The 18,326-nt window shown below is 61.7% G+C and carries 20 protein-coding genes and 1 pseudogene; 7 read left to right on the top strand and 14 right to left on the bottom strand.

Features of this window, described 5'->3' with window-relative positions; genetic code table 11:
• Window positions 1-54 precede the first annotated feature (54 nt).
• Complete coding sequence (locus LPU83_RS43890; protein ID WP_024317986.1) at window positions 55-714, top strand: glutathione S-transferase family protein; 660 nt, start codon at window positions 55-57, stop codon at window positions 712-714.
• Here LPU83_RS43890 and LPU83_RS43885 read toward each other — a convergent pair whose 3' ends face one another.
• Complete coding sequence (locus LPU83_RS43885) at window positions 715-1,611, bottom strand: LysR substrate-binding domain-containing protein (protein ID WP_024317987.1); 897 nt, start codon at window positions 1,609-1,611, stop codon at window positions 715-717. It lies immediately after the preceding gene.
• Window positions 1,612-1,958: 347 nt separating this feature from the next.
• Here LPU83_RS43885 and LPU83_RS43880 point away from each other — a divergent pair, with 347 nt between their 5' ends.
• Window positions 1,959-2,312, top strand: a complete 354-nt coding sequence (locus tag LPU83_RS43880) for an MmcQ/YjbR family DNA-binding protein (RefSeq protein ID WP_024317989.1) — start codon at window positions 1,959-1,961, stop codon at window positions 2,310-2,312.
• A gap of 59 nt (window positions 2,313-2,371) precedes the next feature.
• Here the strand turns inward: LPU83_RS43880 and LPU83_RS43875 are convergent, their stop codons facing one another.
• Complete coding sequence (locus LPU83_RS43875; protein ID WP_024317990.1) at window positions 2,372-2,989, bottom strand: glutathione S-transferase family protein; 618 nt, start codon at window positions 2,987-2,989, stop codon at window positions 2,372-2,374.
• A 92-nt stretch (window positions 2,990-3,081) separates the two neighbouring features.
• Window positions 3,082-3,438 (bottom strand): hypothetical protein, encoded by a 357-nt coding sequence (locus LPU83_RS43870; protein ID WP_024317991.1) that lies wholly within the window; start codon window positions 3,436-3,438, stop codon window positions 3,082-3,084.
• 120 nt (window positions 3,439-3,558) lie between these two features.
• Between LPU83_RS43870 and LPU83_RS43865 the strand changes: the two genes are divergently transcribed.
• Window positions 3,559-4,314: a DeoR/GlpR family DNA-binding transcription regulator gene (locus LPU83_RS43865; RefSeq protein WP_024317992.1), complete on the top strand. Its 756-nt coding sequence runs from the start codon at window positions 3,559-3,561 to the stop codon at window positions 4,312-4,314.
• Here LPU83_RS43865 and LPU83_RS43860 read toward each other — a convergent pair.
• The 3 genes from LPU83_RS43860 to LPU83_RS43850 form a co-directional block, all read right to left on the bottom strand.
• Window positions 4,289-5,035 carry a hypothetical protein gene (locus LPU83_RS43860; RefSeq protein ID WP_024317993.1) on the bottom strand — a complete coding sequence of 249 codons (747 nt, stop codon included), beginning with the start codon at window positions 5,033-5,035 and terminating at the stop codon, window positions 4,289-4,291. The genes LPU83_RS43865 and LPU83_RS43860 overlap by 26 nt on opposite strands.
• 139 nt (window positions 5,036-5,174) lie before the next feature.
• Complete coding sequence (locus LPU83_RS43855) at window positions 5,175-6,182, bottom strand: asparaginase (protein WP_024317994.1); 1,008 nt, start codon at window positions 6,180-6,182, stop codon at window positions 5,175-5,177.
• A gap of 88 nt (window positions 6,183-6,270) precedes the next feature.
• Entirely contained in the window at window positions 6,271-6,891 is a 621-nt protein-coding gene (locus LPU83_RS43850; protein WP_024317995.1) for a helix-turn-helix transcriptional regulator, read from the bottom strand.
• Between the two features lie 107 nt (window positions 6,892-6,998).
• Here LPU83_RS43850 and LPU83_RS43845 point away from each other — a divergent pair, with 107 nt between their 5' ends.
• Complete coding sequence (locus LPU83_RS43845; protein WP_024317996.1) at window positions 6,999-8,432, top strand: MFS transporter; 1,434 nt, start codon at window positions 6,999-7,001, stop codon at window positions 8,430-8,432.
• A gap of 15 nt (window positions 8,433-8,447) precedes the next feature.
• Here LPU83_RS43845 and LPU83_RS43840 read toward each other — a convergent pair whose 3' ends face one another.
• The 4 genes from LPU83_RS43840 to LPU83_RS43825 all read right to left on the bottom strand — a co-directional run bounded on the left by LPU83_RS43840 (window position 8,448) and on the right by LPU83_RS43825 (window position 12,421).
• Entirely contained in the window at window positions 8,448-9,443 is a 996-nt protein-coding gene (locus tag LPU83_RS43840) for an NAD(P)H-quinone oxidoreductase (RefSeq protein ID WP_037069131.1), read from the bottom strand.
• A gap of 78 nt (window positions 9,444-9,521) precedes the next feature.
• Window positions 9,522-11,354 carry a GGDEF domain-containing protein gene (locus LPU83_RS43835; RefSeq protein WP_024317998.1) on the bottom strand — a complete coding sequence of 611 codons (1,833 nt, stop codon included), beginning with the start codon at window positions 11,352-11,354 and terminating at the stop codon, window positions 9,522-9,524.
• A gap of 89 nt (window positions 11,355-11,443) precedes the next feature.
• A complete protein-coding gene (locus LPU83_RS43830) occupies window positions 11,444-11,686 on the bottom strand; it encodes a ribbon-helix-helix domain-containing protein (protein ID WP_024317999.1) in 243 nt (80 codons plus the stop codon).
• A 186-nt stretch (window positions 11,687-11,872) separates the two neighbouring features.
• A complete protein-coding gene (locus tag LPU83_RS43825) occupies window positions 11,873-12,421 on the bottom strand; it encodes an HdeD family acid-resistance protein (protein ID WP_024318000.1) in 549 nt (182 codons plus the stop codon).
• A 141-nt stretch (window positions 12,422-12,562) separates the two neighbouring features.
• Here LPU83_RS43825 and betI point away from each other — a divergent pair, with 141 nt between their 5' ends.
• The 3 genes from betI (at window position 12,563) to betA (ending at window position 16,416) form a co-directional block, all read left to right on the top strand.
• A complete protein-coding gene (gene betI / locus LPU83_RS43820; RefSeq protein ID WP_024318001.1) occupies window positions 12,563-13,162 on the top strand; it encodes a transcriptional regulator BetI in 600 nt (199 codons plus the stop codon).
• Entirely contained in the window at window positions 13,159-14,628 is a 1,470-nt protein-coding gene (gene betB, locus LPU83_RS43815; RefSeq protein WP_024318002.1) for a betaine-aldehyde dehydrogenase, read from the top strand. The genes betI and betB overlap by 4 nt, the downstream gene beginning before the upstream one ends.
• Window positions 14,629-14,763: 135 nt before the next feature.
• Complete coding sequence (gene betA / locus LPU83_RS43810; RefSeq protein WP_024318003.1) at window positions 14,764-16,416, top strand: choline dehydrogenase; 1,653 nt, start codon at window positions 14,764-14,766, stop codon at window positions 16,414-16,416.
• A gap of 12 nt (window positions 16,417-16,428) precedes the next feature.
• Here betA and LPU83_RS43805 read toward each other — a convergent pair.
• The 4 genes and pseudogenes from LPU83_RS43805 to LPU83_RS43790 form a co-directional block, all read right to left on the bottom strand.
• Window positions 16,429-16,608, bottom strand: a pseudogene (locus LPU83_RS43805) (type II toxin-antitoxin system RelE/ParE family toxin); the annotation flags it as partial.
• 57 nt (window positions 16,609-16,665) lie between these two features.
• A complete protein-coding gene (locus LPU83_RS43800) occupies window positions 16,666-17,142 on the bottom strand; it encodes a hypothetical protein (RefSeq protein ID WP_024318004.1) in 477 nt (158 codons plus the stop codon).
• A gap of 3 nt (window positions 17,143-17,145) precedes the next feature.
• The gene (locus LPU83_RS43795; protein WP_024318005.1) at window positions 17,146-17,532 is read right to left on the bottom strand and encodes a DUF6152 family protein; all 387 of its coding nucleotides are present in this window, start codon (window positions 17,530-17,532) and stop codon (window positions 17,146-17,148) included.
• Window positions 17,533-17,732: 200 nt separating this feature from the next.
• Window positions 17,733-18,179, bottom strand: coding sequence for an RrF2 family transcriptional regulator (locus LPU83_RS43790; RefSeq protein WP_024318006.1), 447 nt, complete (start codon window positions 18,177-18,179; stop codon window positions 17,733-17,735).
• Between the last annotated feature and the right edge of the window lie 147 nt (window positions 18,180-18,326).

The raw sequence follows: 18,326 nt of genomic DNA, 5'->3' as shown, positions 1-18,326 counted from the left end.
GCCGTGACGCTTCGGCTCCTACCCTGAGGCCAGCCGAACAAGGGGGACATCGACATGCTGACGATCTATGGGGTCTATCGCTCGCGCGCCTCGCGCGTTTACTGGATGGTGGAAGAGCTCGGGCTGGAATTCGAGTCCGTGCGCGTCATTCAAGCGCGGCGCCTTGCCAACCCGCTCGCCGCCGATGCGTTGATCAACACGCTGTCGCCGGACTTTCTGGCGATCAATCCGATGGCGCTCATCCCGAGCATCAAGGACGGCGACCTCGTGATGCACGAGTCGCTTGCCATCACGCTCTATCTCGCGCGCAAGCATGGCGGACCGCTTTCCGGTAAAACAGTCGAGGAAGACGGTTTGATGACCATGTGGACGATCTGGGCGGCAACCGAGGTGGAACCGCATTCGGTGAGGATCGTCTACGTCTACGACGATGAGAAGCAGAACAGCGACGACGGCAAGGCGACGATCAACGTTGCTGTGCGCTCGCTGAAAAAGCCATTCGCGACGCTGGAGAAGCACCTGGCGACCAACGATTACATTGTTGGCAACCGCTTCACCGCCGCCGATCTCAATATCGCCGAGGTGCTTCGCTACGCGCAGACGCAACAGGCGCTGTTTGACGCCCATCCCAATATCAGCGCCTGGATCAAGCGCTGCCAGTCTCGTCCGGCCTATATTGCCATGCAGGCGACGCGTTCCGAGGAGCCGGTCTGATCAGGCAAAGAGCTTCAGGGTGCCGGCCATTTCCTCACGGATCCAGGCCTTGAAATCCCTGACGCTCTTGGGCTCGCGCGAACCTTCGGCCGTTATGAAATAGTGGCCGAAGCCGGTTTTGGCGCGGATGGCAAACGGTGCGACCAGCTGTCCCTGCTGCAGGGCAAAGTCCGCCAGAGTCTGCCAGGCGAGCATGACGCCCTGCCCTGCGATTGCCGCATCGAGGCAGAGCGAGGCGTCGTTGAAGACGTGGCGCGTCTCAAGCGTGGCACCCGAAAGGCCAGCCTCGCGCATCCAAACCTCCCAGGTGAACATGGCGCGGCCGTCGATCACCGCCGGAAGCGAGAGGATATCGGCGGGCTCGCGCAACCGCGCCGCCATCGCTGGCGAGCAGACGGGAAAGACCTCCTGCGCAAGCAACAATTCCGCCTTCACATCCGGCCACTGCCCGCTTCCGACGCGAATGCCGATATCGACATCGCACAGCGCCGGATTGACGAGGCGGGTGGTGGCATCCATCCGCAGGCTGATTTCGGGATGCCTTTCCGCAAAGCGATCGAGCCGATAGACGAGCCAGCGTGCAGCAAATACCGGCGCCACCGAGATTGTCAGGATACCGTCGTCGCGTCGCTGTGTCGTCGCCACCGCCTGTGACAAGGCATTGAAGCCCTCCGTCAGACCGGCCAGCAATCGCGCGCCTGCCTCCGTCGCGACCATACCTTTCGGCCTGCGTTCGAAAATCACGTGGTCGAGCTGCGCTTCGGCCTTGATGACCTGCTGGCTAACCGCACCGATCGAGACACCCAGCTCTTCTGCAGCGGCCTGCAGAGAGCCAAGCCGCCCCACCGCTTCGAGCGCCCGCAATCCGTTCAGGTGGACCGAGTTCAGGTTCCGCATATAGTTTTTCTATACTGCGAGATTGGTAATCTCAATTGAAACGTGCCCGGCCGGCCGCAATAATGTGCCTGTGTTGAGCAGATGCTCCGTTCGCCACCCTGAAAGGAAGCGAGGCACGCCATGCAAATCCTGAAGTTTTTCTTTAGCGTCGAGACAATAGAGCCGCCCTACGGCGCTGATATCAACCGGGATCCGCTGTACCATCCTGATCTGGCGCGGATGTCACCGACCGCGTTGGCGGACCTGCCGCTCGGCCCGCAGCCAAGCACGCCAAAGCCCGAACCGCAACCGCTCGCAAGGTGCGTGAAATCTGCTAGTCTGCGTGAGCTTTTCATTCGAGCGAGCCCATGACCGACAGCGTCGACACGATATATGCGCGCCTCAAGCGTCTTTCTGCGGAAGCGAATTTGCCAGGCGTGGAGGAAAGCACGTCCTACGGCAACCCGGCGCTGAAGGTGGGCGGCAAATCCTTTGTGGCGGTCAAGAACAACGAGACCGTCGTGCTTTCCGTCTCGATCGACGATAAGGAACGTCTGATCGAGATGGCGCCCGACATCTACTATCAGACCGACCACTATGTCGGCTGGCCATCGCTGCCCTTGCGCGCCGGCGAAATCAGCGACGCGGAACTGAAAGAGCGGCTGATCGGCGCCTGGCGGTTCCGCGCACCGAAAAAGCTTGCCGCACGTTTCCAGGGGTGAGCGCATGCGCTGCAGGCGCCACCCATACCAACGTCGCACTCGCGCTTCGGCTATGGTCGTTATGCCTGCTCGCGCTCCAATGCTCGCTGGACGGCCGGGCGCTCCATCATCTGGGCATAGTGCGCCGTCGACTTCCTGAAACGGATCGGATCGACGCCATCGGACCGCAGCCATCCGGTCATGACGAAGAGGTAGGGGTCGGCGACCGAGTAGTACTCGCCCATGACCCACGGGCCCTCCAGCATCCGCTCGTCGATAAGCTCGAAGCACTCGCTCATGGTCTGCGGCACCTTCGCCTTCATCGCCTCGTGAGCCGTCGGATCATCCGCCCATCGGCTGCCCCGGCGGCCATGCGCGTGGTTCACATGCACGGTCGCGCAGATGTAATTGTTGAAGGCCTGCATGCGGGCGAACTCGAAAGGATCGAGCGGCGCCAGCTGCGCGGCCGGCGCGAGCTGCGCGATGTAGGCCAGGATTGCCGGCGTTTCGGTTAGGATGCCGCGTTCCGTCCCAAGCGCGGGGACCCGGCCCTTCGGGTTGATTTCGAGATACTCTGGCGAACGCTGCTCCGCTTCGGCGAAGTTCAGTTTCTTGGTTTTGAACGGCAGACCGGACTCCTCCAGCGCAATGAGGCTTGCAAGCGCGCAAGTGTGCGGCGCAAAATACAATGTCAGCATAATCGACTCCCTTCGATGCTGACGTTATAGCGCGGCTATCTGCAAACGCACAGATCGAGGCCGGCAAGCCGGCCTCCAAAAATCAAGCTGCTTCAGGCACAGCCCGGAACATCTTCGACCCGGTGCCAGACCGGGATGCCGCGTTCGCGCGCGATACGAACGTCGTTGTCGGCGCCTTTCGATTCTCCCTCGAGCCGAAGCACGCCGTCGCAAAGCTGCAGCAGGCGACCGGCAACGGGGTGGAATATCTCTTCGTAGAGATCATCACCAACAGCCTTTCCGCCGGCGGCGTTCCACACCGGCAGAGCCACCCATTCCCCGATCATCGGCACGTGACCGGCCTTGAACAGCCTATGCGAGGGCTGCTCCAGCCGCTGCAAATTGGCTGCCATTTTTGCGGGATCGTCCCGCGTCCCGGACCTGTAAGGCCCAGCAATCAAAATCAACATGCTCAAACTCCATTTCTCCCGGCCTCATGCACGAGAAGTCAAATAACTGCACGATATTTCTTGAATGTCGATTCGTTTCGTGCAATTTCACGATAATTCGTGTAACGATCGGATTGAAACATGCTCACGAGCCAGCGCAAATCGTTGATCCTCGACATTCTTCGGCGAGACGGCCAGGTGGTCGCCAAGCGCGTCGCCGAAGACTTTTCGCTGTCGGAGGACACGATCCGTCGCGATCTCAGGGAGATGGCGGCGGGAGGCTTGCTGAAGCGGGTCCACGGCGGGGCAATGCCTGTTGCGCCCGAACTTCCGGACTTCTCGACGCGAAAAAGCGTCTCGTCGGAGGCCAAGGCGCGGTTGGGAAGGAAGGCAGCTTCACTCGTGCAGCCGGGCCAGCTGATCTTTCTGGACGGTGGTACGACAACGGCTGAGATCGCCCGGCAACTGCCGCGCGACTTCGCGTTCTCGGTGGCGACACACAGCCCGACGATCGCCGCGGAGCTAGAACATCACCCGACGGCGAGTGTGATCCTGATCGGCGGCAAGCTCTACAAGCACTCAATGGTCTCAGTCGGATCTGTTGCCATGGCCGCGATTTCGCAGCTTCGGCCCGACATCTTCTTTCTCGGCGTGACGGCTGCCCATCCCGTACACGGCCTGTCGACGGGCGATTTCGAGGAAGCGGCCATCAAGCGGCACATCGCGTCCTGCGCAGCCGAGACCTACGTGCCGCTGACGCAGGAGAAGTTCGACCACGTCTCTCCTTGTCATATTCTGCCAGTGTCAGGCGTGTCGGGGCTGATCGTCACCGCGGACATCGCCGCGGCGGCCATTGAGCCCTATCGCAAGATCACTGCCGAGATCCTCGAAGCATGAACGGCTGGATGAAGCGCGCCTTTAGTTCCCCGAGGTTCTGCAGCAGGCTCACGGCGAGGCCGGCGACAAAGATTGCGACGACAATATAGGCGAAGGTGTCGCGGGCCATCCCGAGTGTCAGGACATCATGCAGTGTGGGCTGCAACGCGGCGATCGACGTCGAAAGCTGCATCTCACCGAGGAGACGACCGGGCATGGTGGCAACGGCAGGCGTCTCCGACAGCGCCAGCAGGGTGCCATAGACGGCAGAGAGGAAAATGGTCGCTCGCAGCGTACGCCACACACCAAGCGGCCGCGCGCCACTGTCTTCAAATGACCAGCCGATATAGGCGCAGAAGACCACGAGGAACAGGAACGCCACAGGCAACCCCTCAAGTACGGTCTCCGGCTTCAACTGGCCGGTCCAACCATTGGCGAGCAGCAGCGGAAACGACGCCGATGCAACGAACCAGATTGCGACGACGACACCCCAGACCCAGCCCATCGACAGATAGTGGATGCGGGCAAGGGTAACGACGAGAATGATGCCGCCCGCGAGGTAGACGCCCGACGGTTTCATGGACCCGGTCATGGTCAGGATGATCGGTCCGCAGGAGCCGGCGATCCGGGCGCAACCCGAGGAAACGACCGTCAGCCAGGTCACATAATCGAAACACATGGTGAAGAAGAGAAAGATCGCGATCGCGATCAACATCCACCAAAGATAGCGGCCCGCAAACATATCCTGCCCTCATGGCGTTCGCTGTACTGGGCAAAGGGTAACTCAACCCTCGAAAACCGCATCCGTTCTCGTGGGCTGTAGTTTCGCATACATTAGCAATTTCTGTTCTGGCGATGCGACTGTCCCGTTCCGGAACGGCTTATGCGGTCGGCGCAGCCGTCGCGCGAATGTCGCCAACATGAATACCGTTCCAATTGTGCATCTCGATAGTCGCCATGGCGGCCAAGCTTGCGCGAATCGGGTCGTCCTTGCCGAAGAAGCGGCTGAGCGCGGCGGCAACCATCGCCTCGGAGGCACGCGAATGGCCGTCGTCGCATTTGACGGCGATCGCAATTCCCTGCTCGGGAATGGCTGCGCAGAAGACACCCTCAGCGCCCGTTTTGGCGAAGATGCGGCCCGGTGCTGCCTCCATCAGCGCGGTGCAGGCGCGGCCGGTTCCGGCAACATAGAAGGGTTCGGCCATGCAGGCGTCGAAAAGCCGTCGGGACGCCTTGGCGCGAAGCGGTTCCAGGCCATTGCCGGTCGCCATCTTGGCAAAGCCGTGCGCCAGACCGCGCAAGGGAACCGCGTAGGTCGGAATGGAGCAGCCGTCGGTGCCACAATTGTCGTGGCCGAGCACGGCGCCGGTCAGGCTTTCCATGACGCCGCGGATTTCGGCCTGCAGCGGATGGTCGTAGCCAACATATCCGTTAGGGTCGATGCCCCGATGGCAGCAAGCGCAGATAAAGCCGGCATGCTTGCCCGAGCAGTTGTTATGCAGTGCCGTCGGCTTGTCCATCGTGCGCGCCTGGTGGATCAGCACCTTTTGGCTCGAGGACCAATGCGCCCCGCATTCGAGCGTTTCGACACCGCGTCCGGCCCGTGCCAGCATGGCGGCGGCGAGCGCCACATGCGCGTCCTCGCCATTGTGCGAGGAGCAGGCGAGCGCCAATTCCTTGTCGCCGAAGCCATAGGCATCCGCCGCGCCACTTTCCATCAGCGGCAACGCTTGCATCGCCTTGCAGGCCGAACGCGGGAACGTCGGCGCATCGATATCGCCGATCGAGAACACGACCTTTCCATCGCCATCGACGGCAACGAGGGCGCCACGATGCTGGCTTTCAACGAGCGAGCCTCGAGTAACTTCGACGATGACGGGATTGGTCATGGCATGGTCCTGATCGTTTGCGCAGATGCGTCACGCATAGCGAGTCACGCCGATAATGCAATTGCCTTTCGGCACGCGCAGATGCAGGTCAAAGCGGCGTGATGCGGTAGGCGCAACGACGGGCCCCAAGCAGTATGTGCTCCTCGCGCTCCACGTTAGCGCCGAGGACGGTTCGAAAGGTGTCCAGCTCCGACCGGCAGAAGCCGGCGCAAACACTTGCAGCGGCGCAGATCGGGCAATGATTTTCGACAAGCAGCAGCGAGCCGTCAGCCTCCTGCCAGCTGTCGGCCATGTATCCTTCGCGCGTGCGCACGGCGGCGAGCTGCAACACACGGGATTGGACATCCTCAGCGTCGACTTCCTCGCGGTAGCGCTTGAGGGTTTCTGCTTCCCGGGCGCAAATGACGGCATCCAGGGCGGGCTTCCCCAGTTGCGTGACCAGTGTCGTCAGGAGCGTGGCGGTGAGTTCGGCGTGACCATCTGGAAAGGTTTGGTTGCCGGCAGGCGTCAGGCTCCAGAACTGCCTCGGTCGACCCCGGCCGGCTGCGGCTTCGCTCACCGCTTCGACAAGCCCCTCCTGCGCCATCTTCGTCAATTGCTGACGGACAGCCTCCGAGGAAATCCCGAGCCTTGCCGCAAGTGCGGCGGCAAGCTGGGGTCCTTCGGTCTTGATCAGCAGCAGAATGCGGTTCGCCGGGGATTGTCTCATCTAATTTTCCAAGTTCACACTTGCTTTAATATCATGGCCGTGTATTTTTTCCAAGTAATAACTTGCAAAAATAATGCACATCCCTGGAAGCACACAAGGCATGAATTATGACCGGCATTGATGAGATTTCCGCAGACAGGCCCTCCGTCTTTCATCTGTTTTCCGCGCCGCTGCTGCCCGCGACCCTCATGCTCGGGGGCGGCGTCACGCTCTACGCCGTTGAGACCTACATCACGGCGACAATCGCACCATCGATCGTGCGCGACATTGGCGGGCTCGAACTGCTGTCATGGATGACGACGCTATTCGTCGCCGCGGCGGTCCTGGGGTCGATCTTCGTCGCCATGCGTCCGCGCGGTATCGGGCTTCGCAGCGTCTACGTCGCAGGCGCGCTCATGTTCGGGGCCGGCAGCCTGATCTGTGCGCTGGCCCCGGCGATGCCACTGGTGCTAGCCGGGCGCACGGTACAGGGGTTCGGCGCCGGCATTCTTGCCGGACTTGCCTACGCCTTCATTCGCTTCGCCTACCCCGAGCCGCTGTGGCAGAAGGCTTCAACGCTCTATGCGGCCATCTGGGGCGTGTCGACCTTGCTCGGCCCTAGCCTCGGAGGCCTCTTTTCCGAAGGCAGCGCATGGCGGCATGCCTTCATGCTGCTGGTTCCGCTCTGTGTGCTGATGGCGGCACTCGCGCCCTTGTTGCTGCCGCGCGCCGAAGACGATCGCGCCCATGGCAAGATACCGATCCTTCAGATTGCTTTGCTGCTTGCGGCCGTTCTGCTCGTCAGCATTGCCGGAACGATCGACGAAGCAAGCTCAAAAGCGTTGCTGATTGCCGCATCGATCGTTGCGACCCTATCGATGCTGACCGTCGAGCGGCGCGGCAAGAACCGTCTTCTGCCGACGGGCGCCGTCATGCTCGCAAAGCCCGTGGCACGCGTCTACCTGACGATGTTCGTGCTGCTGCTGGTGCTGACAAGCGACATCTACATTCCCTATTTCCTGCAGGTGCTGCACGGCGTGACACCGCTGATGTCAGGCTATCTGACCGCCCTTGTCGCACTCGGCTGGACCTTTGCCGCGTTCTTCAGCGCAACGCTCTTCGGACGCGGTGCCAACACGGCAATCGTCGCCGGTTGCGTGATCGAGATGGTTGCGGTTGCGTCCCTGACGACCTTCCTCGCAACGGACAATCCGTCCGGCAATCTGGCGGTGCTGGGACCGGCCGTCATCGGCATGTTCCTGATGGGCTTCGGCGTCGGCCTTGGCTGGGCGCATCTGGTGACCAAGGTTCTTAGCCTCGTCGGCAACGCCGAACAGGACAAGGCCTCGGCGGCGATCTCGACGGTGCAGTCGCTCGGCAGCGCCTTCGGCGCCGCCGTTGCTGGCGTGATTGTCAACAGCACTGGGCTGGTGGATCCCGGTGGCGTTGCGGGCGGCGTCTCGGCCGCACACTGGCTCTACGTGCTGATGGCACTTCCTGGCCTGATTGCCGTCACAATATCCTTGACCCTCTCGTCGCCCGCCGAACGGCAGGCCCGGTGAGCGACGTGCGAGCGGTCACAGACGCAGCATGATCTTGCCGATGTGACCGCTCGTTTCCATCCGCCGATGCGCCTCGGCAACGTTTTCGAAGGGGACGACGGTATCGATGACCGGCGCAAGCTTGCCTTCATCCAGAAGCGGCCAGACCTGCGACAGGAGATCGTCGCGGATCGCCCGCTTTTCCTCGGCAGTGCGCGGGCGTAGCGTCGAGCCGGTGATCGTCAGCCGTTTGACCATGATCGGCGCCAGATTGACCTTCTCGGCGACCGCCCCGCCAAGGAAGGCGATGATCGACAGGCAACCGTCCTTTGCAAGCGATGCCAGGTTCCGCTCGAAGTAGGCAGCCCCGATCATATCCAGGATGATATCGACACCGTGGCCGGTCTCGGCCTTGATGACCTCTGCAAAATCCTCTGTCTTGTAGTTGATCGCCCGCTTTGCGCCGAGCTTTACGCAGGCGTCGCATTTCTCCTGCGAACCGGCCGTCGCGTAGACCTTTGCGCCGAAGGACCGCGCAAGCTGGATAGCGGTCGTTCCAATGCCGCTCGAGCCGCCATGCACGAGAACCGTCTCGCCTTCGGTCAGCCCGGCCATCTGGAACATGTTTGCCCAGACCGTGAAATAATTCTCCGGAAGCGCCGCGGCCTTGACCGCGTCGTAGCCCTTGGGGAAGCGCAGAGCCTGGCCCGCGGGCAGCAGGCAATATTCGGCATAGGCACCGCCGTTGGTCAGGCCGCACACCTTGTCGCCGACAGCAAAGTCACGAACGCCCGCGCCGACGGCGACGATCTCTCCTGCCATCTCAAGGCCGAGAACGGGGCTTGCATCCTTCGGCGGCGGATAAATGCCCTGGCGCTGTGCGACGTCGGGCCGGTTGACGCCGATCGCCTCGGTGCGAACAAGGAGCTGGCCCTCCCCCGGTACCGGCAAGGGTTCGGTGGCAATCCGCATCACATCAGGCGCGCCGAAGCTCGGCAGGTCGATGAAGCGCATCTGCGTGGGCAAAGACATGATCCGGTCTCCTCGTTCCGAAAGCATGTCAGATAGTTCAGCTCTACGGACTTGAGAAGGAGGCAAGCGCAGGTGGCGTCAATTCGTCTCGCCCAAGAGATGGAAGACGAGCCCTTCATCGCTTTCCTTGGCCTCGGCCTTGATATGGGCGATTTCGGCGCTGACGCGATTGATGTCGTCGATGACGAGACCTTCCGGCAGCTCCAGCACGCCGATCGAGCAGCGCATCAGGGGGAACAGCGCTTCGACGCCGGCGCGGTCATGGCCGCGAATGCGGCCGGCGGCCCGATCGGCGTCGGAATAGAGGTCGAGCACATCATCGTGGAAATCGCTGATCAAGCGATCGAGAATTTCAGTCAGCTCTTCGTTGGTCCAACCACGGACGCCGATGAAAAAATCGTCGCCACCGACATGCCCCAGGAAGTGGCGCTCGGCGAAGAAATAGCGACGCATGAGCGCGGCAAAGAGCGAAATCGCGTGATCGCCGAGGTGGAAACCGTAGGCATCGTTGAACGGCTTGATGTTGTCGAAATCGCAGTAGCAGAAGTGACGCTTCTCGTCCCCATCGAGGCTCGACTCGCGCATGAAGTCGCGGATCGCCCTGTTGCCCGGCAGCCCGGTCAGCGGGTTCTGGTCCTGGGCGGTCTTCAGCTTCTTCTCGTTCATGACCTTGATGAGCGACGCGGCAGATACGACGCCCGCATAGCGCATGTTGTCGGTCAGCAGCAGGCAGTTCGTGCCTTCCATGTTGGCGAAGATCGCCATCAGCTGTTCGGTATCGGAGTCAAGACCGACGATCGGAGCCATTTCGACGAAATGCGAGATGGTTCGCTCGTAGACCTTGTTCTTCAGCAGATCCCGGCCGAAGGGCTGGTAGATGTATTCCTTCAGATGCCGCTCGTGCAGGATGCCGCGCGGCTCGCCGTTCGCGTTCAATACCGGGAAAAAGGCCTGATGCGGATTGCGACGGAAGAGCTCGAAGACGCTGTCGATCGTGTCGTTCTCGTAGACCGTCGGCAGCATCTCGATCTGCTTGCGGATCAGGATCTCGTCGAGCGATTGCGGGCTGCGCTTGCCCTTGGGAAGGTCCAGCAGGTGCGGAAACGACGGCTGCAGCTCGGTGATATGGGTCGTCGGGCGGGAGATGAACCAGCCCTGGACGAGATCGACGCCGAATTCGCGGCAGGCGACGAACTCTGCCTCGGTCTCGATCCCCTCCGCGATGACGCGGGTGCCAAGCACGTGGGCGATGTGGACGATGTTCTTCAGAAGGTGTCGCTTGCGCGGGCTGCTGTCGATATCGGCGATGAAATGCCGGTCGATCTTCAGATAGTCTACCGGGTGGTCGCAGAGCAGCTTCATTTCGCCGTGGCCGACGCCGAAATCGTCAATCGCCAGTTTGAAGCCGGCCTTGCGCAGCAGTGATACGAGGGCCGCAAACTCCGGCACACTGGTATTGTCGAAGCGCTCGGAGAATTCGAAACAGATCGAGGAGGGTGGGATATTGGCAAGCTTCAGATGCTGCAGCAGGCCTTCCACCAGCCGCTCGCCATGTGGGATCAGACGGACATCGAGATTGAGGAACAGCGTCGAGCTCGAGAAATGCGGGAGCGTGGCGAACTTCGCAAGCGCGCGGCTTGCCACCATCTGCTCCAGCTGCAGCAGCTGCTGGTTCTTATGGGCCTCGTCCAGAATCTCGACCGGGGAGCTGAAGCCGATGCGCTCCTGTCCGCGCATCAGCGATTCATAGCCGAATACGACACCCGTCCCGGCCTCGACGATGGGTTGAAACGCATTTTCGATGACGAGTTTCGCAAGGGTTACGATTTGATCGCTTGCGTAGCGACGAACGAGCGCCGGATCGCTGTGTCTTATTGTTTTTTCGCAGGGACACTGGCGGAGAAGGATCAACGAACCCTTTCCCCAATATGAAACTTTTGTGAAACCGGCGAACCCGACCGTTCAAGCGAGCGAATTTTGCTCCCCGATCAATGGTTTGGTCAGGCGGTGCGCCGATGCTCGGCCTCGTGATCGGCGAACATCTCGGCAACGCATTTGCCGCCTCCAGGGATGCAGTCCTGATTGAGCATTTCGCTGTCGTGTCCACCGACCTTTCGGGCGGCGTCCCACAGACGCAGGGCTTCGCGCACGACCTCGCTGCTCGAAGCATAGCTGCCATTGTCTACCGCGGCGCGAATGTCCGCCGCCTGCAGTGGTGAAATGGATACGGTGACCATCGGCATGAGATTCCTCCCTTTACCTCGTCGGGCATATGACTGCCCTCTCAGGGGACGGTTAGCCAGTCCACGGCATGACCGATGCACCCGCCGCCTCGGCTGCCTCTCGTGGGGACAAATTTTAGCCCTCGCTCACATGCTTGTCAAAAAAGAAACAATTCGTGAGCCAGGGCTGTGAATTCCGGGCATAACTTAGCGGCGGATCGCGAAGCCGAAGGCAAGCATCGACCAGCCTTGGATGAGAAGGTCGCAGGCGAGGAAAAGCCCCAGGATCCAGAGACTATTGACGGGCCATCCGAGCGCGATGACCACGCCCGCCAGCGCGGTGATGATGCCGCTTGCGAGCACCCAACCCCACCCCTTCACCGGACGCATGCGCCAGCCGACCCACGTGCGGAACACGCCGGCAATCAGAAGCGCGATCGAGAGGAACAGCGTCAGCGCGGCCGAGGCAAGTAGCGGATTCGTGAAGGCGAAAACACCGGCCAGCACATAAAGTACGCCGCTCAGCGCCCAAAACAGCACCTGGTCCCAGCTTCGCACCTGAAACGCGTGAACCAGATAGACGATGCCGCCGATCAGCATCAGCATCCCGACGTAGTAGACGGACGCGACGGTCGCGAGCACGATATTTGCCGCTGCTATAAGGCCGCATGCGATCAACAGGACCCCAAGTGCAACGAACCAACCCCATTTCGATTGCAAGGACGGAAAGCTCAGTCGGTCAGGAATATCAGCCATGACGCACCTCCTGGTTGGTAGGAGAATATGCCGCAAAAACACGGAATGGGAAGGGGTTCGCCCATCCGGGCGCAGTGCGCGTTTTTTATTGATTGATCAGTCAATCAAAATTATACTCATCTCCATTGATGGAGTGGCGGCATGCCCAAAGTCGGAATGGAGCCTGTACGCCGCAAGGCGCTCGTGGATGCAGCGCTGCGCGTGATCGGGGATCACGGCTCGCTCACCGTCACCATGTCCGAAATTGCCCGGCAGGCCGGTGTTTCGCCGGCGCTGGCGCATCACTATTTCGGCAGCAAGGAACAGCTGCTGATCGAGACCGTTCGCTCTCTCTTAAAGCAGTTGCGCGACGACGCGGTGAAAGCGTTGAAGGCGGCAGTCACGTCGCGCGAAAAGCTCTCCGCCGTGATCCGGGTCAGCTTCCAGGCCGACCAGTTTGCGCCGTCAACCATCGCCGCCTGGCTTGCCTTCTATGCCGAGGCGCAGCGCTCGGAGGAGACGCGGCGCTTCCTCGTCATCTATGCCCGCCGCCTGCGGTCGAACCTGCTTGCCAACCTGAAGGCGCTCTGCCCTGCGGATGCCGCAGAACGCATTGCTGAAGGCGCGGCTGCGATGATCGACGGGCTCTACATCCGCCAAAGTCTGAGGTCAGCGCCTGTCAGCATCGAGGCATCGATCTCGCTCACCGAAGACTACATCAATTCACAGCTTGCCGCCCTTGCGAAAGGACAAATCCAGTGACCCTCAAAGCCCAGCCGAAAGCCTCCCACTTCATTGACGGCGAATATGTCGAGGATGAAGCAGGCAGCGTCATCGAAAGCATCTATCCGGCGACCGGCGAGGTGATCGCCCGGCTGCACGCGGCGACACCCGCGATCGTCGAAAAGGCGATCGCCGCGGCCAAGCGCGCCCAGCCCGAATGGGCGGCGATGAGTCCGACGGCGCGCGGCCGTATCCTCAAGCGGGCTGCCGAGATCATGCGCGAGCGCAATCGCGAGCTGTCCGAGCTGGAGACACTCGACACCGGCAAGCCGATCCAGGAAACCATCGTTGCCGATGCGACCTCGGGCGCCGACAGTTTCGAGTTCTTCGGCGGCATCGCCGCTGCCGGCCTCAACGGTTCCTACATCCCTCTCGGCGGCGACTTCGCCTACACCAAGCGCGTGCCGCTCGGTGTCTGCGTCGGCATCGGCGCCTGGAACTATCCGCAGCAGATCGCATGCTGGAAGGGCGCGCCGGCGCTCGCCGCCGGCAATGCCATGGTCTTCAAGCCGTCGGAGAACACGCCGCTTGGCGCGCTTGCCATCGCAGAGATCCTGCACGAGGCCGGCCTGCCGAAGGGGCTCTACAATGTCATCCAGGGTGACCGCGAAACCGGCCCGCTGCTCGTCAACCATGCTGACGTCGCCAAGGTGTCGCTGACGGGCTCGGTGCCGACCGGCCGCAAGGTCGCTGCCGCTGCTGCCGGCAGCCTGAAGCACGTCACCATGGAGCTCGGCGGCAAGTCGCCGCTTGTCGTCTTCGACGATGCCGATATCGACAGTGCCGTTGGCGGCGCCATGCTCGGCAACTTCTATTCGACCGGCCAGGTCTGCTCGAACGGCACGCGTGTCTTCGTGCAGCGAAAGATCAAGGCGGAATTCCTGAAGCGGCTGAAGGCCCGTACGGAGGCCATCCTGATCGGCGACCCGATGGATGAGGCCACGCAGCTCGGGCCCATGGTCTCCTGGGCGCAGCGCGACAAGGTTCTATCCTACGTCGAGAAGGGCAAGGCGGAGGGCGCGACGCTTGTCACCGGCGGTGGCATTCCGAACAATGTCTCCGGCGAAGGCTATTACGTCCAGCCGACGGTCTTTGCCGACGTCACTGACGATATGACGATCGCTCGTGAAGAGATCTTCGGGCCTGTCATGTGCGTTCTCGACTTCGACGACGAGGCAGAGGTGATCGCGCGCGGCAACGCCACGGAATTCGGCCTCTCGGCCGGCGTCTTCACCGCCGATCTGACACGCGCCCATCGCGTCGTCGATCAGCTCGAGGCCGGCACGCTCTGGATCAACACCTACAACCTCTGCCCTGTCGAGATTCCCTTCGGCGGCTTAAAGCAATCCGGCTTCGGGCGCGAGAACTCGCTCGCAGCGCTGGAACACTATTCGGAACTGAAGACGGTGTACGTCGGCATGGGAAAGGTCGAGGCGCCGTATTGACGGGGCGCGGCCTGCCCTCACCCTTCGAGGGTCGCTTCGCTCCCGCCTCATGGTGAGGAGGCCCGCCCTGAGGGCCGTCTCGAACCACGAGGCCATACGAGCGGCACGGCACGATAAAACACTAGAGGAACTACCATGCAGCAGGCAGATTTCGTCATTATTGGCTCCGGCTCGGCGGGCTCCGCCCTCGCCTATCGGCTTTCGGAAGACGGCAAGAACACCGTGATCGTCATCGAGGCGGGCGGCTCCGATTTCGGGCCGTTCATCCAGATGCCGGCAGCCCTTGCCTGGCCGATGAGCATGAAGCGCTACAACTGGGGCTATCTCTCCGAGCCCGAGCCTGCTCTCAACAACCGGCGCATCACCGCGCCGCGCGGCAAAGTGATCGGTGGCTCCTCCTCGATCAACGGCATGGTCTATGTGCGCGGCCACGCCGAGGACTATAATCGCTGGGAAGAGCTCGGGGCCCAGGGATGGGCCTATGCGGACGTCTTGCCCTACTTCAAGCGGATGGAGCACAGCCACGGCGGCGAGGAAGGCTGGCGCGGCACTGACGGACCGTTGCATGTCCAGCGCGGCGTCTTTCGCAACCCACTGTTCCACGCCTTCATCGAGGCTGGCAAGCAGGCGGGCTTCGAGGCGACGGAGGATTACAACGGCTCGAAGCAGGAAGGCTTCGGGCTGATGGAGCAAACCATCTTCGGCGGCCGCCGTTGGTCGGCGGCCAACGCCTATCTGAAACCGGCGCTGAAGCGGCCGAACGTGGAGGTCGTCTATGGCCACGCCCACAAGGTGGTGGTCGAGAACGGCCGGGCGACCGGCGTCGAGATCGAGCGCGGCGGCAGGGTCGAGGTGGTGAAGGCGAACCGGGAGGTCATCGTTTCGGCCTCCTCCTTCAACTCGCCGAAGCTCTTGATGCTCTCGGGCATCGGCCCCGGCGCCCATCTGCAGGACATGGGCATCGAGGTGAAGGCGAACCGGGCGGGCGTCGGCGCCAATCTGCAGGATCACATGGAATTCTACTTCCAGCAGGTCAGCACCAAACCGGTCTCGCTCTATTCGTGGCTTCCCTGGTTCTGGCAGGGCGTCGCCGGCGCGCAGTGGATGTTCACCAGATCCGGGCTCGGCACCTCGAACCAGTTCGAGGCCTGCGCCTTCCTGCGCTCGGCGCCTGGTGTCAAGCAGCCTGACCTCCAGTATCACTTCCTGCCGGTGGCGATCAGCTATGACGGCAAGGCGGCGGCCAAGAGCCATGGCTTCCAGGTGCATGTCGGCTACAATCTGTCGAAGTCGCGCGGCAACGTCACGCTGCAGTCCTCGGACCCGAAGGCCGACCCCGTCATTCGCTTCAACTATATGAGCCATCCAGAGGACTGGGAGAAATTCCGTCATTGTGTGCGGCTCACGCGCGAGATCTTCGGACAAAAGGCCTTCGACCAGTATCGCGGACCGGAGATCCAGCCGGGCGAGACTGTGCAGACCGACGAGCAGATCGACGCCTTCCTGCGCAAGCATCTGGAAAGCGCCTACCACCCCTGCGGCACCTGCAAGATGGGCGCGAAGAGCGACCCGATGGCGGTCGTCGATCCCGAGACCCGTGTCATCGGCGTAGACGGGCTGCGCGTAGCAGATTCGTCGATCTTTCCGCACGTCACCTACGGAAACCTCAACGGTCCCTCGATCATGACCGGTGAGAAGGCGGCCGACCATATCCTCGGCAAGCAGGCGCTGCCGCGCTCCAACCAGGAGCCATGGATCAGCCCGCGCTGGGCGGTGAGTGATCGGTAGACTGCCGCGCGATCAGTGGTAGTCTTCTTCGCGCTGATGACGGACGGCAGCGATGATGACTGTGTGGCTGTCTTCGATCTGGAAAAGCACGACGTGGCCTGCCGAACCGAAGGGGATCAGCAGTTCGCGCAAGAGAGCGCTGCTGCCCGTCGCCTTTCGACAACTGAACGGAAACTCCTCCAACGTCGCAATGCCCTATACGATCGTTGCAATTGCAATGCACAGCGACCTTCTTGGAGCTCAGAATCATTACAGAAAACCGATCCATCGCCCTGAGATCAGAGCGCTGACCCAAATCGCGGCCGATAGGGCTGCGGACAATCTGACGCCAGTCGTAGCCGAACCCTTGGAAAGGCCCGCCCGCCATCCTCGCCCGAGATGAACAAACGCTGCATTACAGAACCCGAATGAGATCAGTCCAAGCTTCCAAAGAAAGGCAGTGTTGGACGCATATTCGACCGGCTTTACGCTGAAAAGGGCAAGGCCGGTGATCACCGCTCCGACAAGTCCGATGGCCGCCGCCCTCGACAAGAACGGACCTATGACCGCCAGCGGCACCGATCCGAAGAGGCCCATCAGCCGCAGATCAAGCGGCAGGATTGCCCCTATCAGCAGCCCGATCGAGAGGATATGGGCGGCGTTGACTGCCATATAGACAAGCGCTGAGCGCCGCAGCCCGGACGACAGCGGCGTTGCGGCGAGCCATTCCAGGAACTCGATCGCCATCACTCAGTTCGTCTGGATCCGTTCCGGGTAAATATCGTAGCGCTTGTCGGCGACCGTGATCCGCACGGCCTTCATTCGCTTTTCGTCAGCCTTTAGCGAACGGTTTCCGAGAACGACAACCGGATCCCCCTTCTTCGCCGAGCCTTCGACAAAGCCCGAGCGCTCCGTCTGCCGCGGGTTGCCGAGTTCGACGAGCCAGACGCCGTCGCTGGCGGTCGCAACATCGAGCGTCGGATGTGGGCCGCCCATCGTTACCTTTTCGATGGTGCCGCGCAATTCCGTCTGCTCTCCCTCGGCCCATGACCAGCCGTGGTGCGCGGCCGCTCCCGTGGCCAAAGTGACTGCGAGGATTGCGCCGATTGCCATTCGTTTCGAGCCCATGACGTGCATGTTCGTTTCTCCCTACCACTGGACAGGAGCGAATTGGCGCACAGGCGAGCGATTGAAAGCTATCTCACCGAATCTTGAAGCAAGCATCAAGCGCACATCCCGGAAGGCAGTGAATTGCGATCCTGTGCCCAAATTGCAGTCGCGGCCGCCATTCGCGCGCGGCGTGCGGCAGAGCATAAGCGGCCGTCGAGGCGGTTGCGCTAGGCCAGCAGGCGGGTGACTTGCGCGCCCTTTGCCGGCGCCACGGCATCAGCGATCGTCGTGGAAAACAGCACCTTGCGGGTTGCGTCCGCCACCTTGGCGAAGACGTGGCGGATCTCGCAGTTCTGCTCGCCGTCGCAATCATCGCATTTGCGATAAGCCGTGATCGAGAGGCAGGGAAGCGGTGCGATCGGACCGTCAATGATGCGCAGCACCTCGCCTAAGGTGATCATGTCGGCCGGCTTCAGCAAGAGATACCCCCCCTGCTTGCCGCGACGGCTGACGACGATGCCCTGATGTTTCAGGTCGAGCAGAATCTGTTCCAGGAACTTCTTCGGTATCTTCTGCTGCGCTGCGATGTCGGAGATCATCACAGGCTCGCCGTCATCGGCTTCAGCCAATACCGTCAGCGCCCTCAGCGCATATTTTGCCTTCTGCGTAATCATATTTGACCGTCGACACACACATGGTGGGCGGAATCACCAGCTCACCGCAAGCTCGATCCTGCCTCTATGGCATGCGCAGCATGAACGGAATTTGAACAAGCCTGCGAAACCCTTGAGAGACAAGGTTTTTGGCCTTGTTTTTTCACC

This window comes from Rhizobium favelukesii, assembly GCF_000577275.2.
Taxonomy (GTDB): domain Bacteria; phylum Pseudomonadota; class Alphaproteobacteria; order Rhizobiales; family Rhizobiaceae; genus Rhizobium; species Rhizobium favelukesii.
This window is presented reverse-complemented; position numbering and strand designations above follow the sequence as displayed.

Bases quoted from the DNA above. Each gene is read 5' to 3' on its own strand.
- LPU83_RS43890 (WP_024317986.1), top strand. From the start codon at position 55: ATGCTGACGATCTATGGGGTCTATCGCTCGCGCGCCTCGCGCGTTTAC.
- LPU83_RS43885 (WP_024317987.1), bottom strand. From the start codon at position 1,611: ATGCGGAACCTGAACTCGGTCCACCTGAACGGATTGCGGGCGCTCGAA.
- LPU83_RS43880 (WP_024317989.1), top strand. From the start codon at position 1,959: ATGACCGACAGCGTCGACACGATATATGCGCGCCTCAAGCGTCTTTCT.
- LPU83_RS43875 (WP_024317990.1), bottom strand. From the start codon at position 2,989: ATGCTGACATTGTATTTTGCGCCGCACACTTGCGCGCTTGCAAGCCTC.
- LPU83_RS43870 (WP_024317991.1), bottom strand. From the start codon at position 3,438: ATGTTGATTTTGATTGCTGGGCCTTACAGGTCCGGGACGCGGGACGAT.
- LPU83_RS43865 (WP_024317992.1), top strand. From the start codon at position 3,559: ATGCTCACGAGCCAGCGCAAATCGTTGATCCTCGACATTCTTCGGCGA.
- LPU83_RS43860 (WP_024317993.1), bottom strand. From the start codon at position 5,035: ATGTTTGCGGGCCGCTATCTTTGGTGGATGTTGATCGCGATCGCGATC.
- LPU83_RS43855 (WP_024317994.1), bottom strand. From the start codon at position 6,182: ATGACCAATCCCGTCATCGTCGAAGTTACTCGAGGCTCGCTCGTTGAA.
- LPU83_RS43850 (WP_024317995.1), bottom strand. From the start codon at position 6,891: ATGAGACAATCCCCGGCGAACCGCATTCTGCTGCTGATCAAGACCGAA.
- LPU83_RS43845 (WP_024317996.1), top strand. From the start codon at position 6,999: ATGACCGGCATTGATGAGATTTCCGCAGACAGGCCCTCCGTCTTTCAT.
- LPU83_RS43840 (WP_037069131.1), bottom strand. From the start codon at position 9,443: ATGTCTTTGCCCACGCAGATGCGCTTCATCGACCTGCCGAGCTTCGGC.
- LPU83_RS43830 (WP_024317999.1), bottom strand. From the start codon at position 11,686: ATGCCGATGGTCACCGTATCCATTTCACCACTGCAGGCGGCGGACATT.
- LPU83_RS43825 (WP_024318000.1), bottom strand. From the start codon at position 12,421: ATGGCTGATATTCCTGACCGACTGAGCTTTCCGTCCTTGCAATCGAAA.
- betI (WP_024318001.1), top strand. From the start codon at position 12,563: ATGCCCAAAGTCGGAATGGAGCCTGTACGCCGCAAGGCGCTCGTGGAT.
- betA (WP_024318003.1), top strand. From the start codon at position 14,764: ATGCAGCAGGCAGATTTCGTCATTATTGGCTCCGGCTCGGCGGGCTCC.
- LPU83_RS43800 (WP_024318004.1), bottom strand. From the start codon at position 17,142: ATGGCGATCGAGTTCCTGGAATGGCTCGCCGCAACGCCGCTGTCGTCC.
- LPU83_RS43795 (WP_024318005.1), bottom strand. From the start codon at position 17,532: ATGCACGTCATGGGCTCGAAACGAATGGCAATCGGCGCAATCCTCGCA.
- LPU83_RS43790 (WP_024318006.1), bottom strand. From the start codon at position 18,179: ATGATTACGCAGAAGGCAAAATATGCGCTGAGGGCGCTGACGGTATTG.